Origin of the sequence: Neptunomonas antarctica (assembly GCF_001305295.1) — a bacterium.
Classification (GTDB): Bacteria; Pseudomonadota; Gammaproteobacteria; order Pseudomonadales; family Balneatricaceae; genus Neptunomonas; species Neptunomonas antarctica.
The window spans coordinates 1-14,547 of the sequence record NZ_LJSI01000055.1; the positions used below are offsets into that span (position 1 = coordinate 1).

The window sequence follows — 14,547 nt, forward strand, 5'->3', positions numbered from 1 at the left end:
CCTTGCAATCCAATGCCGGTATGACTCTGGCGATTGCTGAGGGGCTGACTAACTCAGGGACCTTACTGGCGAAAACCAGCCTGAGCAGTGATTCGGCCAGCGTGACTAACTCGGGTACGCTTCAGGCTAATGACGGCAGCACGATTACCGCTACGGGTGCACTATCGAATACCGGGCTGATGATGCTATCCGATTCCGCTGCCAAAGCGGGTACAGTGAATGCGGGCACCCTGAGCAACACGGGCGCGGGTATTATTCAGTCGGCTCAGGACCTGGTTATCAATGTGTCCGGTGATACGCTGACCAATGCCAAGACCATCATCGCCGCGCGTGATCTGACGCTCACCTCGACCGGTGCCGGCATGACGCTGACCAATCAGAGCGGCGGTTTTATTCAGTCGGGAACAAACAGCGGTGATACGCTCACTATCGGCGGCCCTGCCGTGGCACTTAACAACAATGCAGGCGGCACGATACTGAGCGATCAGTTGGCCTTTACGTTAGCCAGCCTCACCAATGCCGGCGCCATTCAGGGCGGTACGGCCATCAGCACGATTGACGTGAGCGATGCACTCAATAACGCCGGCACCCTAACCTTAGCGACCGGCGGTACCGGCAACAGCCGCGTGACAGCAGACACCCTGACCAACACCGGCACACTGCAGTCTGGTGCGGGTCTGACGGCAAGCATAGCCCAGTTGCTCAACAATTCCGGCACCCTGTTTGCCAGCAAAAATTTGACCAGTAATTCGGGCAGCCTGACCAACTCTGGTACGCTTCAGACGAATCAGGACGCCACCATCACCACGGATGCACTGACCAACAGCGGAGAGTTGATTACCTCGGGTACCGGATACAACGGCGTCATCGATACGTCTACGCTAACCAATACCGAGACCGGTGTCATCCAGTCGGAAAATGACCTGACACTTAATGTAACAGACACACTGGATAATGCCGGTAAGCTACTGGCCAGCCATGACTTGTTGGTTGATGCGGCAACATCGGCACTGGCGATCAGTAATACCAACCCCGGGGTTATTCAGGCGGGCAACGCGCTGACGATCAGCGGCGCGAATGCCACGTTCAACACGCAATCGGGTACGGTGCTGGGTAACACCACAGGCATCACAGTCACAAGCCTGAACAACAGTGGCACCTTGCAATCCAATGCCGGTATGACTCTGGCGATTGCTGAGGGGCTGACTAACTCAGGGACCTTACTGGCGAAAACCAGCCTGAGCAGTGATTCGGCCAGCGTGACTAACTCGGGTACGCTTCAGGCTAATGACGGCAGCACGATTACCGCTACGGGTGCACTATCGAATACCGGGCTGATGATGCTATCCGATTCCGCTGCCAAAGCGGGTACAGTGAATGCGGGCACCCTGAGCAACACGGGCGCGGGTATTATTCAGTCGGCTCAGGACCTGGTTATCAATGTGTCCGGTGATACGCTGACCAATGCCAAGACCATCATCGCCGCGCGTGATCTGACGCTCACCTCGACCGGTGCCGGCATGACGCTGACCAATCAGAGCGGCGGTTTTATTCAGTCGGGAACAAACAGCGGTGATACGCTCACTATCGGCGGCCCTGCCGTGGCACTTAACAACAATGCAGGCGGCACGATACTGAGCGATCAGTTGGCCTTTACGTTAGCCAGCCTCACCAATGCCGGCGCCATTCAGGGCGGTACGGCCATCAGCACGATTGACGTGAGCGATGCACTCAATAACGCCGGCACCCTAACCTTAGCGACCGGCGGTACCGGCAACAGCCGCGTGACAGCAGACACCCTGACCAACACCGGCACACTGCAGTCTGGTGCGGGTCTGACGGCAAGCATAGCCCAGTTGCTCAACAATTCCGGCACCCTGTTTGCCAGCAAAAATTTGACCAGTAATTCGGGCAGCCTGACCAACTCTGGTACGCTTCAGACGAATCAGGACGCCACCATCACGACGGGCGCGCTTGCTAATAGTGGAAAAATAATTACCTCTGGCGCTGGCTACAACGGCATCGTAAATGCGGCTACGTTAACTAATATGGGGACTGGCGTCATTCAGTCAGCCCAGAATCTGAATGTCAATATATCGGGTGGCACGCTCACCAATGCTAATACGATTATTGCCAATAATGACTTAACGTTGACAGGCACAGGAAGCCCACTGACGGTCACCAACCAGGCGGGTGGTTATCTACAGGCAGGGGGGCTTTCGGGCGATACCCTGTCCATCAATGGCACTAATACACGCTTTAACAGCAATGCAGGCAGCGTTGCTTTTGGCCACCAGTTGCTGCTCTCATTGTCGGACCTGACTAACGCTGGCAACATTCAGAGTGGTGCAGCAGGGAGTACTATCACCGCTAACAATATCAATAATACTGGCACCTTGCAGTCGCAAGGCAGCGCTGCACTGAATGTGGCAACGTCACTCACAAACGCAGGCCAGCTCCTAACAGCGGGTAGCCTTACCCTGCGCGGGACTGATAGCTACTATTCCATTAATGATGCTGGTCGCATGGAGTCTGGCGGATTGCTTGACGTGAAGGGTTCAGGCGGGGGTCGAGGGGTCGATATCAGCATAGGCGGTAGCGGCGTCATGCTGGGTAATACCGTGGACATCAATGCGGGAACTCTGACCGTCAATAACGGTGGTGTGCTAACAAGCCCGGGCGGCATGACCGTAAACCTGAACACGCTTACTTTCGGTGGCAGCTCTTCGAGAATTGTCGGCAGTACGTCGAGCGGCACGACGGATATTGGGCTTTCTTCTGGATTCCAGAATTTGGGAGCTATCCACTCCGGCCACATACTTAATTTTAATGCCCCCTGGATTAGCAATAGTTCTACGGGCGGATTCTCGGCGCTGGGTACGTTGAATGTAAATGCGACCGCTGGAAGTTTTTATAATTACGGCGCGCTGTATTCGGGTGGAGCGTTATCCGCAGGTGCAACGAGCACGTTCACAAACAAAGCGTCCACCGGCACTATAGATGCCCATAATATGATATTGACTGCTTCCTCGTTCGTTAATAATCACATGATCAGAGCCACAGGTGATATAACCATCAATTCTACGAGTGGTTTCCGCAACGAACCGGTGGGTGGGTTGCCAACAATTAGCTTAGATTGGGCCAACGCCGAGGTGGTTTCGGGGCCGACGCTTGACCATTACAGTGAAGAATCGAGTTGCTCAGATTGCAACACTATTCATATTTACCAAGATACCACCTATGTAAAGGAAAAAAGTGCTGCCCTGCCGGCAATCAAACCACAAATACTGGCAGGCAGAAACATGACCATCAATTATGGTTCCGGAGCTGCCAATAATAGTGCGGCCGTTCTTTCGTCTGTAGGTACCCTTTCGGTAACGGGGTCGGGGAGCTTTACGAATCAGTCTTTTGACCTCCAGACTCACCAATATAAACGTCGATGGGGCACCGTTATGTATGACTGCTGGGACTGCAGTTCTAAAACTTATCAATACATATATGCAAACAATGATGCTCAATTCGGCTCCAATCCGTACTATGCCGGCACCAGCAGCAATCTGACATGGGGAGCCGGAGGTGTCTGGTATTTAGGTTCACGCGATGATGCTTACAATAAGGATTTTGGTGTTGTAGGGACACACTTTACTTCCTCTGCGGGCATATTCGCAGGCAATATCGTATTTTCAGGCGGAACATTGAAAAATAAAGGTTCTGCACACTCGCCAACCTTAGCGGCAAGAGGGGCTGAGAGTGAAGCCCTCAATGGAGTAGCAGGCCCCACGACGACAAGTGATACCGATGGTTCAGAATTAGGTGATTCAGCATCGGGAACAGAGGGTGGAGCCGGTGTGAATGGGACAACCGCGACCCGTGGCACGGGTGGTTCAGCATTAAGTGATTCAACATCGGGAACAAATGGTGGAACGGGTGTAGGTGGGACAAGTGCTGCCAGCGGCACGGATGGTTCAGCATTAAGTGGCCCAACATCGGGAACTAGTGGCGGAACGGGTGTGGGTGGTACAAATGCTACCAGTGGCAGGGATGGTTCAGCATTAAGTGGCCCAACATCGGGAACAAGTGGTGGTACCGCGGTGGGTGGAACAACCACCGCTACAGGAGCGTCGGCGATCAGTTTTGGCGGTCTCGTCATTACCCTGCCAACTAATCCCAATGGTTACTTTGTTATCAGTAAGGATCCCAATGCCACCTATCTGGTAGAGGCTAATCCTCTCTTTGCTGTAGGTTCAAACTTTGTTGGTTCCGATTATATGGCGGAGCGCTATGGGTATAACCCTGACACTGTTATTAAACGTCTGGGTGATTCTAATTACGAGGCTAACCTGATTCGTCAGCAATTGATCAGTCAGGTCGGTAACAATATTTTGAACGGCTATAGCAATGAAGCGGATCAGATGAAGCGGCTTATGGATCAGGCGGTAACTGAAGGAAAACAAGCGGGTTTTGTATTCGGACAGGCTCTGACAGGCGATCAAACTGCCAATCTGAAGGAAGATGTCGTCTGGATGGTTGAAACGACTGTTGCCGGACAGAAAGTTCTCGCACCTGTGGTTTACTTGTCAGCGGCCACCCGTAATGCGATTCAGACAGGTGCTGTCATTGCAGGCGGTAGTGTCACTATGGATGTGCAGTCCATCAGCAACACGGGGGGGACCGTTAGCGGTACAGACTCACTCAATCTCAAATCGGTTGAAGACATTACTAACACCAGCGGCACGATTACGGGAGGGATTGTTTCACTCATATCGACCGAGGGAAGTATTAAAAACGAGACACTGGCGACAGGTCAAGGCAGTGAAAATACTTTCGTTACCACTATTGGTAAACAAGGCAGTATTACCTCAACTGGCAGTCTGAGTCTGGATGCCAAGAAAGACATCATTGTTTTGGGTGCTGAAGTTAAAGCGGGCGGTGATGCTGCTTTAACTGCTGGTGATAATGTTACTTTTGACACGATTGTTGATAAAACGACGAACTCAATTGCGACAACATCCGGCAACAGCCTGGTGAGCTCGTCCACCAATACGACGACCAGCACGGAGCGCAATATAGGTTCAGTTCTGCAGACGGGTGAAAATCTGAGCATAACGAGCGGTGCCGATACGACCATTGCAGGGAGTGATGTCAGCGTTGGCGGTGATTTAGCTGTTGACGCGGGTGGTGACTTTAATGTGATAGCACGGCAGGACAAGGTAACGACCAAGTCTGTAAAAGAAACATCTGGTTTCGGCGTTGGTGGCGGTGTGGCGGGGACAGAAAAAGTGACCACCGATGATTTTAAAGGTACAAATTCTGGATCGACATTGACAGTGGGCGGTAACGCTACTGTTAAGGCCGACAAATCCATGACCGTGCAGGGTTCGGATGTAACGATTGCAGGCGATGCGGATATCAATGCTAAGGAAGGGATTAATATTCTCGATGGCTTGGATGAGACGCGCACCAATACTGTGACAGAAACGACTACTTTCCTGAAAGTCGGTAGTTCTGGCGAGTCCGACTCTGATTCTGCTTCCAGTAGTGATTCAGCCAGTGGTCCTGGACGGGCCAATGCGACGGCGAGTGCTTCCGCCAGCGCAGAAGCCTCTGGTTCGGGGGATCTCAAATTAGTAGAGACAACCAAAACCTCTACTCAAGCAGGTTCTAACACCAGCGTATCGTCAAACTTTAAAGTTGGCGGTAATCTAAAAGCTCAAACCGAAGGTACGTTCAAGGTGCAAGGCTCTAATGTTGAGTCCGGTGGTGATATGGAGCTGGATGCTAAAAACGTAGAAGTATTGGCAGGACGCAACGAAGAATGGACGAACACCCAAACCGAGCGTACCTCGATAGGTATTTATAGCGAAGGTGAAGCCAAGGCAGAAGCCGGTGCCGATGCTCAGGCTAAAGCAGGGACGGCAGGCACCGACGCGAGTGCGAGTGCGAGCGCCTCTGCTGAAGCCAGCGGTACCGTCACTTTCGGTGCCCGCACTGAGAATGAAGAGTCGACTGACTACTCATTGACCAATTCAAGTTCTACATTGAAGTCTGGCGGCAATATGTCGATCAAGGCAGAAGAGGCGGCTGTTTTTGTGGGTGCTGAGGTCGAATCCGGCGGCGACATGAATATCGAAGCCACGGATATCCTCAACATGGCGGCACAAGATATCACACTGAAAACTTCATCGAAGGAAACCAAGACTGCTGGACTTTATATCGATGCAAAAGTGAGCGCTGAAGCAAGCGCAGGGGCTGATGCAGGAAAGATTAATGTCGGTGGTGATCCAGCCAATGCAGAAGCTGGCGGTGGGGTATCTGCGGATGTTAGTGCCGGTATTCGTTACAAGACTGAAGAGGAATCCAGTACTGAAGGTTCTGTGACTAACGTTACGAGCAGCTTTAAGTCTGGCGGTAACTTTACACGTAACGCAGAAAATACCATTGTGGATCAGGGTACGCAGATTGAAGCGGGCGGCGATATTAATCAATCGGCGCGCGAGATCAAGGAGATAGAGGCTAATGACTCAACTTTCTCCAGTAAAGACTCGTCTAGTCATGATGCTAAAATTGGTGTGGGTGCCAGTGCTTCTGCTGAAGCAGGTGTTAGCAAAGATGGTGCGGATGCGGGTGCGGGTGCAGGTGCAGGTTTGCGTGCCAAATATGAAGGCAGTATTAATAGCGAAAGTGAAAGTTCAACAACGGCTGTCACCACTAAATACAAGTCAGGTGGCAGTATTAATTCTAAGTCGGAAGAAAAAACTACGTTAATAGGCACGCAGTTTGAATCGGGCGGTGATATCAATATCGAAGCAGGTTCCCTGGAGTTCAAGGCGGCTAAGGATACAACTAGCATGTCTTCTGATGCTAACAAAATGGATGCAGAGCTCAAAGTCGATCTGGTGGGTAAGGCCGGCGGTAGTCTGGAAGCTTCATATGGTAATGAAGGAGAAAGTGGCAGTACCAGTACGGCGCGGACCGGTGGTATTAATGCAGGCGGAAACCTCAACATTAAGACCACTGGCGATGCCAGTTTTGAAGGAACTCAAATAGAGGCGGGTGGAGCGGCGGATATTGATGCTGGCGGTAGCGTTGACTTCAAGGCGGCGCGTGATACGGCTGAAAGCAGCAAGTCGACTATCGATGCGAGTGTGGAGTTGAGTACCAGCAAAGGCAGTAAAGGCGCAGCAGCAAGCGGAGGCTACTCACAAGAGGATAGCGTTAGTAGTACGGCTCAAGCCGGAAGTATCAAGGCGGGTAGCGGTGGTATTAATATCTCGGCTGGCAAAGATGCCAGCTTTGAAGGAACAAAATTGAAGTCGGATGGCGATACGGCCGTTGATGCGGGTGGCAACGTCAATCTTAAAGCCGCTAAAAGTACCTCGACCACCACCTCTTTTGGTGTAGAGGCCAGTATTGGAGCAGAGAAGGGCGACGAAGGCACTACGAAAGAAGGCTCTATCGGTGGGAGCGCCGCTTATGCGAATAAAGTGGACTCGGATGCTACATCGATTGAATCCGGTGGTAAAGTGAGTATCAAGGGTAATAATGTTGTTAATCAGGAAGCTAACATTAAGGCCAAAGAAGGAACGCAAATTATCGGAAATGAGGTCAAAATAAAGGCTGAAAAATCGGATATTTCGGTAGGTGTTGAGGCTTCAATTTCTGGGGGTAATTAAACAGAAAAGCCATCAACTGACAGTGTATGGCTCGACCTGCAATAGTTAAAGCGGCATTTCACCTGAATGAGAAATGCCTGGATGCGTAACATAAATGCCACCTTCTTATAAAGGTGGCATTTTGCGTTTTAGTATTTATCGAATTTTTTTATTTCTCCTGATTTCAAGCGTGACATGTATGAAGTCAATTCTTTCTTAACGATAGGCATTAAGAAGTAAAGTCCGATGATATTGGCAACGGCCATGGCAAAAATGGCAGCATCGGAGAAGTCAATTACAGGTCCAAGATTGGCTGCTGCACCAATCACCACGAAAATACAGAAGATTATTTTAAATACTAACTCTGTCGTTTTTCCTTCACCAAACAGATAAGTCCAGGCTTTTAAACCATAGTAAGACCAGCTAATCATGGTTGAAAAAGCGAATAACACCACAGCGACAGCAAGCACGTAAGGAAACCAACTGATAGCTGACGAGAATGCTGCAGATGTCAGCGCAACACCCGATGAACCATCGGCTGTTATAATGCGACCACTCTCTCCAACGAGATAAAGCCCGGTGGTTGGATCTGTAGTTAACTGCCCGGTAATAATGATAACCAGAGCCGTCATGGTACAAATCACAACCGTATCAATAAATGGTTCAAGCAGAGAAACTAATCCTTCTGTAATCGGTTCTTTGGTGCGTACGGCCGAATGGGCAATAGCAGCAGACCCCACGCCAGCCTCATTGGAAAATGCGGCGCGTTTAAAGCCTTGAATCAGTGCCCCAACAAACCCTCCGGCAACCCCTAATCCAGTGAAAGCGCCGAGGAAAATTTGCTCAAAAGCCCAACCCACTTTATCTGCATTCATGATAATTATGATCGCTGCTGCTGATACATATAAAACACCCATGATTGGCACTATTTTTTCAGTGACATTGGCGATAGATTTAATACCACCAACAATTACTGCAAACACAATAAGCGCAAAAATAACACCCGTGATCCAGCCCGGATAATCACCCACAATACTACTGATCTGAGCATGTGCCTGATTCGCCTGGAACATATTGCCGCCGCCCAGTGCACCAAGGATACAAAATACCGCAAATAAGCCTGCAAGGAATTTTCCGCCCGGAACACCGCGCTCCTTGAAGCCTTTCGAGATGTAATACATAGGGCCGCCTGAGACCGTACCATCAGCATATTCATTACGGTATTTGACACCCAGAGTACACTCGGTGAACTTTGAAGCCATCCCCATCAGGCCAGCAAGGACCATCCAAAATGTAGCTCCCGGACCACCAATGCTAACGGCTACGGCAACACCTGCAATATTACCTAAACCGACGGTGCCGGATAATGCAGTAGCCAGCGCCTGGAAGTGGGAAACCTCACCCGCATCGTCAGGATCAGAGTAATCTCCTTTAACCAGTGCAATAGAATGCCGGATAGCACGGAATTGAATAAATCCGAAGTAGACTGTAAAAACGGTAGCGCCTGTCACCAACCATAGAACGATCCACGGGAAGCTGGTACCGGGTAGTGGGGCAAAGATCAGATTGACGAACCAGCCAGTAGCCCATGAAAATGCTTCATTTACGGTTTGATCAATACTGCTTTCTGCCCATGCGGCTGAGCTTTGAAAAAACAGAATAATAGAGATGATTGCGCAACTTATTGTTTTTTTAGTTTGCATAATAAACCTCAGTTTACGACTGTGACAGGAACGGTGGCACTCATTACAAGTTTTGCGGTGACGCTACCAAACAGCCTTGCTGCAAAGCCACTTTCTGTCGATCTGGCTACAATAATCTGCTCAGCTTTCTCTTTGATTGCGACTGAGTTCAGGAGTTCTGCAGCATCACCGTGTAATACACGTCCATTTGCGGTGAATCCTTCGGCTTTAAGTACAGTCAATGCGGGCGTTATTACACGTTCGGTTGCCGTTTTTACCTCTTGCTCTCTGCGTTTATGGCGCTGGGCATTTTCTTCAGCGGTTTGGAAGCTGTAGGGCGACCACTCAATGATATACACCAGCTCAATGGTGCAATGACCAATGAGTTTTGATAAGCGCTTAGCATGATCGAGTGCCCGTTCTCCAGGCTCACTACCATCCAAACCAACGATTAATTTAGTTGTCATATTTTCACTCCTTTTTTTATTATTCAGTAATTTGGTGTGTAATTAGGTGTTAAGTCAATAGAAGCGTCGTTAAATATGTAGCAGATGTCCCAGCATTAAAACTTTTAGCCCGTTCTTCTCTATATCTCTTTTAATCCTCTGAGTTACCACCTGTTAGGTATATTTCAGGGTTAACCGCCGCTTCATAATAAAACGAATAGAAAAGTGCTTGTGTTATTAATACAAGTACTGTCATTCGGGCGATCACTGGCAGGACGAATATGAGCAGTACCACTACCACAGAATTAATTGATGGCTTTGGACGGCGTATTGAGTATCTGCGTATGTCGGTAACAGATCGTTGCGATTTCCGCTGTGTTTATTGCATGTCTGAAGATGTTAAATTTCTTCCGCGTGATCAGGTTTTGTCACTTGAAGAGTTGGCTACTATCGGGCAAGCCTTCAGCGAGCTGGGTGTTAAAAAAATCCGGTTGACCGGCGGGGAGCCGTTAGTGCGGCACGATATTATTTCGCTGGCCGAAAAGCTTGCTGCATTGCCGGGGCTGGATGAACTCACCATGACCACCAACGGTTCGCAGCTGGAACGCTATGCAGAGCCTTTGCAGCGTGCCGGTATCAAACGTTTGAATATTAGTCTGGACTCCTTAAACCCGTTACGATTCGCCGCGTTAACTCGCCGCGAAAAGCTGGATCAGGTATTACGGGGTATCCGCGTGGCAGCGGATGCGGGCTTTGAACGAATCAAGCTGAATACCGTCGTTATAAAAGGCCGCAATGATGACGAAGTGATTGATCTGGTCGATTTTGCCCGAGAGCTTAATATTGATATCAGTTTTATCGAAGAGATGCCGTTAGGGGTGGTGAGTACGCATAATCGTCAGGAGTCACTTTGCACCAGTGATGACGTGTTGAAACGTATTCAAACACGCCATGGACTCGTTGCCAGCGCTGAAAAAACCGCAGGACCGTCGCGCTATTATCGGATGCAGGATAGCGATATCCGTGTCGGTTTTATCTCACCACATAGTCATAATTTTTGTGACAGCTGTAATCGGATTCGCTTAACGGTGGAAGGGCAGTTACTGTTGTGTTTGGGGCGGGATAACTCAGTAGATTTACGTGCGGTAGTGCGGCGCTATCCGGGTGATGCCGAACGTTTGAAACAGACTATTATTGACGCAATGCAGTGCAAACCCAAAGAACATACTTTTTATCAGGAAGATCAGCCTCAGGTGGTACGTTTCATGAACATGACGGGAGGTTAATGATGAATCCTATTATACGTGTCAGGGTGTTGGATCAGGTGCGCGTACATCCGCTGTTTTCTTCACTGAATGATGAAGCATTAGCGCAATTGTTTGAGCGCGCCAGGCCTGTTGATCTTGATACACACGACCGCTTATTTGCACAGGGAGAGAAAGCTGATCGCTTTTATATCGTGGTATCTGGAAGCATTAAACTTTTCAGGTTCTCGAAGGATGGACAGGAGAAAGTCATAGAAGTGATCGAGGAAGGGCACTCTATGGCAGAAGCGATTATGTTCATGGATGACATTAATTGTTATCCGGTGAATGCCGAAGCCTTGGAAAAAACTACCGTAGTGGGGTTTAATAGCAGCCTTTACCGGCAGATCCTGGAGTCTTCACCGGAAAGTTGTTTTAAAATTCTGGGTACGCTATCGCGCCGCTTACATACGCGACTGAATGAAATAGAAACCCTGACATTGAAAAATGCGCGTCACAGGGCATGCCGTTATCTGCTTGATTTAGCAGGTAAAGAGGCGGCAGAAGGGCAGGTGATTCATCTTCCTGTAGCCAAGCAATTAATTGCGGCAAGGTTAGCGATGCAACCCGAAACCTTGTCACGTATTTTGAGAGAGCTGATCAAAGACGAAGCCGTAACGGTAAGCGGTAGAGATGTTACGATTTACAAACTTGACCGACTTAAAGCGGTAGATTAGCAACCCCTAAGCACTTTATGTTGATATATGTGCAGGCTAAAGAGCTGAAATATGCTCAGATCTGGTGGAGATTATTAAATGGGACATGTAAAAGACACAGTGGTATTCAGACCGCTCAATATCGCTGTACTGACTGTATCTGATACCCGAACGGTTGAGACGGATACATCAGGCGATACCTTAGAAGCACTGCTAACGGCAGCCGGGCACCATTGTACAGAGCGTAAAATTGTACCTGATGATATCTATCAGTTACGTGCGGCCGTATCGAACTGGATCGCATGTGAAAACACACAGATTATATTAGTTACCGGCGGCACTGGGTTTACCCTGCGTGATAGTACCCCGGAAGCGTTGATCCCGCTGTTTGATAAGCAGGTTGAAGGATATGGCGAACTGTTTCGTACCTTATCTTATGACGAGATCGGCACTTCAACAATCCAGTCCAGAGCTGTGGCTGGCATTGCTAATCGCAAAGTCATTTTCTGTATGCCAGGCTCCCCGAAAGCGTGTAAAACAGCCTGGACTCGTATTATTGAAGAGCAACTGGATGCGCGCCATCGGCCGTGTAACTTTGTAGAGATGGTCTTGCCGAATGCAGAAACAGCCTGTGGGAGCCGCTCATGAGTGGATGCTCTTGCGATTCGGGTAAATTACAGTCGTTTGAAAGTGGGCTGGAACAATTAATTAATGCCGCTAACAGTGTTCAGGAAACTGAGGTTGTTGAATTGCAAGAAGCACTGGGGCGTGTGCTGGCTCGTGATATTCATTCTACCTTGTCTGTTCCGCCAGCGGATAACAGTGCGATGGATGGTTATGCTGTCTGCGCTAAAGATTTAGAAGAAGGAAAAGTTTTCCAAATCTCGCAACGCGTCGCTGCCGGGCATGCGGCTGACGCTATCCAGCGGGGAACCGCCGTACGTTTATTCACAGGCTCTGAAATTCCGCATGGTGCCGATACGGTTATTATGCAGGAAGAAGCCCAACTGGAAGGTGAGGGGGTACGCTTCGTCGGTCTGCCGCATAAAGGCGACAACATCCGCAAAGCCGGTCAGGATATTAATATTGGCGATAAAGTTATCACTCAAGGCACTATTTTAGCGCCTCAGCATTTGGGTGTATTGGCGTCGATCGGTGTGGCTGATGTGTCGGTGTATCGTCGCTTATGTGTAGCCGTATTGAATACAGGTGATGAGCTGGTGATGCCAGGCATGCCGTGCCCACAAGGTAAAATCTACAATTCCAATTTCTTCACGCTGACGGGTTTGTTATCGCGTCTGGGGTGCGAGGTATGGACACCAGGTATCGTTAAAGACACCCCCGAAGCGACTCAGCAAGCATTAGCGCAAGCGGCCGGCCATGCTGATCTTATTATCAGTAGTGGTGGTGTATCTGTCGGTGAAGAAGATCACATTAAGTCTGCCGTTGAAGCGCTGGGCTCTTTGAACCTGTGGCGACTGGCTATCAAACCAGGTAAACCGTTAGCGTTTGGTGAAGTCAAAGGAACGCCTTTTATTGGTTTGCCCGGAAATCCATCTTCAGTATTAGTCACCTTTCTGATGTTGGCGCGCCCCTATCTGCTGAAAATGCAGGGCGTACATCATGTGCTCCCTCGACATTATCAGGTACAGGCAGGTTTTGATCGTAGTAAAGGCGGTTCCCGAAAAGAGTTCGTACGGGTCATCGTCAGAAACGACAATGGCACCTTGTTTGCGGCTCCTGCGCACAGCCAAAGTTCGGGAGTGCTTAGTTCAGCCGTGATGGCGGATGGATTACTGGTGATACCAGAGCATCATCGGGTTTCGCATGGCGATAGGTTGGCGTTTATCCCCTTCTCAGAAATCGGTGCAGTATAGCTATTTCAGGACGTTTGCCGCTAAAGAGCCTCAATGTTTTTCGTGTAGTGGCGAGGCTCAACAGCTTTAAACAAGCAGCAGATGAACTATGTGTCACCTCGCAGGCCGTAAGTTTACAAGTTCGTTCGCTTGAAGATACGCTGGGCATAACCTTGTTCCAGCGCTTTCCTGCCGGCGTTACACTGACACCCGCCGGCGAGCGTTTATATGAATATGCTGAGCGCAGTATGCAATTACTGGAACAGGGTATTCGTGCAGCGCAAGCATGTCAGCAGCGGCGTCAGTTCCGTATTAATGCGTCCCCGTGGTTTGCCGTTCATCGCTTGTTACCCGTGCTGGAGCAGTTTGAACAACAGTACCCTGATGTGGATATAAAGATCACAACCGCAGTGGGTTTCCCTGACTTTGCAGCACAGCGGTTAGATTGCGCAATACAGTGGGGCTGGGGCCAATGGCCGAGTAGCGCTAAGCAGTTGTTACTCAAAGATGATAAACGATTCGTCTGTGCCCCTTCGATGATAACCGCTAACAAACCATTAAATACCCCGGCAGACATTAAATATCATCGCATACTGTGCACCGAGCTGTCGGTGGCTTTATGGCAACAGTTCTCCAATACGCTGAGCCTTGATCTGCTACTAGAGCAGCAATCGCTGATTCTGGATAGCCAGGCAAGCCAGGTTGAAGCCACCGAGAAGGGGTTAGGCGTCGCGTTAATTTCGGATGCATTAGCACTGGATGCCTGTCAGCAGGGGCGCTTGATTATGCCTTTATGGCAAACACCGGTTAGTGCATTGAATCCGGCCTTACTGCCCGGTTATTGGCTAGTGGTTGGCGAAGAACGTCAGCATGATGTGCTGACGCTGGCTTTCAAAACATGGTTGTTTACGACACTGAAAGACGATACGCGCTTCGCAGGCTTCTGAATTA

At 49.7% G+C, this 14,547-nt stretch carries 8 protein-coding genes; 6 read left to right on the forward strand and 2 right to left on the reverse strand.

Annotation, left to right across the window (positions count from 1 at the left end; translation table 11 throughout):
* Positions 1–20 precede the first annotated feature (20 nt).
* Entirely contained in the window at positions 21–7,673 is a 7,653-nt protein-coding gene (locus tag Nant_RS20140; RefSeq protein WP_238377211.1) for a hemagglutinin repeat-containing protein, read from the forward strand.
* A 128-nt stretch (positions 7,674–7,801) separates the two neighbouring features.
* On the opposite strand, the gene Nant_RS20145 is transcribed toward Nant_RS20140, so the two are convergent.
* Together Nant_RS20145 and Nant_RS20150 are read right to left on the reverse strand one after the other, a co-directional pair.
* Complete coding sequence (locus Nant_RS20145) at positions 7,802–9,355, reverse strand: alanine/glycine:cation symporter family protein (RefSeq protein WP_054343486.1); 1,554 nt, start codon at positions 9,353–9,355, stop codon at positions 7,802–7,804.
* 8 nt (positions 9,356–9,363) lie between these two features.
* Complete coding sequence (locus tag Nant_RS20150) at positions 9,364–9,801, reverse strand: universal stress protein (protein WP_054343487.1); 438 nt, start codon at positions 9,799–9,801, stop codon at positions 9,364–9,366.
* Positions 9,802–10,061: 260 nt separating this feature from the next.
* Here Nant_RS20150 and moaA point away from each other — a divergent pair, with 260 nt between their 5' ends.
* The 5 genes from moaA to Nant_RS20175 all read left to right on the forward strand — a co-directional run bounded on the left by moaA (position 10,062) and on the right by Nant_RS20175 (position 14,543).
* Positions 10,062–11,066: a GTP 3',8-cyclase MoaA gene (gene moaA / locus Nant_RS20155; protein WP_054343488.1), complete on the forward strand. Its 1,005-nt coding sequence runs from the start codon at positions 10,062–10,064 to the stop codon at positions 11,064–11,066.
* Positions 11,066–11,761 (forward strand): Crp/Fnr family transcriptional regulator, encoded by a 696-nt coding sequence (locus Nant_RS20160; protein ID WP_082400445.1) that lies wholly within the window; start codon positions 11,066–11,068, stop codon positions 11,759–11,761. The genes moaA and Nant_RS20160 overlap by 1 nt, the downstream gene beginning before the upstream one ends.
* Positions 11,762–11,839: 78 nt before the next feature.
* On the forward strand, positions 11,840–12,388 hold the full coding sequence (gene moaB / locus Nant_RS20165; RefSeq protein ID WP_054343490.1) for a molybdenum cofactor biosynthesis protein B: 549 nt from the start codon (positions 11,840–11,842) through the stop codon (positions 12,386–12,388).
* Positions 12,385–13,617 (forward strand): molybdopterin molybdotransferase MoeA, encoded by a 1,233-nt coding sequence (locus tag Nant_RS20170; protein WP_054343491.1) that lies wholly within the window; start codon positions 12,385–12,387, stop codon positions 13,615–13,617. The genes moaB and Nant_RS20170 overlap by 4 nt, the downstream gene beginning before the upstream one ends.
* A 14-nt stretch (positions 13,618–13,631) precedes the next feature.
* Positions 13,632–14,543: a LysR substrate-binding domain-containing protein gene (locus Nant_RS20175; RefSeq protein WP_082400447.1), complete on the forward strand. Its 912-nt coding sequence runs from the start codon at positions 13,632–13,634 to the stop codon at positions 14,541–14,543.
* Positions 14,544–14,547 lie beyond the last annotated feature (4 nt).

Coding starts and splice junctions, on each gene's coding strand:
- Nant_RS20140 (WP_238377211.1), top strand. CDS start 21: ATGACTCTGGCGATTGCTGAGGGGCTGACTAACTCAGGGACCTTACTG.
- Nant_RS20145 (WP_054343486.1), bottom strand. CDS start 9,355: ATGCAAACTAAAAAAACAATAAGTTGCGCAATCATCTCTATTATTCTG.
- Nant_RS20150 (WP_054343487.1), bottom strand. CDS start 9,801: ATGACAACTAAATTAATCGTTGGTTTGGATGGTAGTGAGCCTGGAGAA.
- moaA (WP_054343488.1), top strand. CDS start 10,062: ATGAGCAGTACCACTACCACAGAATTAATTGATGGCTTTGGACGGCGT.
- Nant_RS20160 (WP_082400445.1), top strand. CDS start 11,066: ATGATGAATCCTATTATACGTGTCAGGGTGTTGGATCAGGTGCGCGTA.
- moaB (WP_054343490.1), top strand. CDS start 11,840: ATGGGACATGTAAAAGACACAGTGGTATTCAGACCGCTCAATATCGCT.
- Nant_RS20170 (WP_054343491.1), top strand. CDS start 12,385: ATGAGTGGATGCTCTTGCGATTCGGGTAAATTACAGTCGTTTGAAAGT.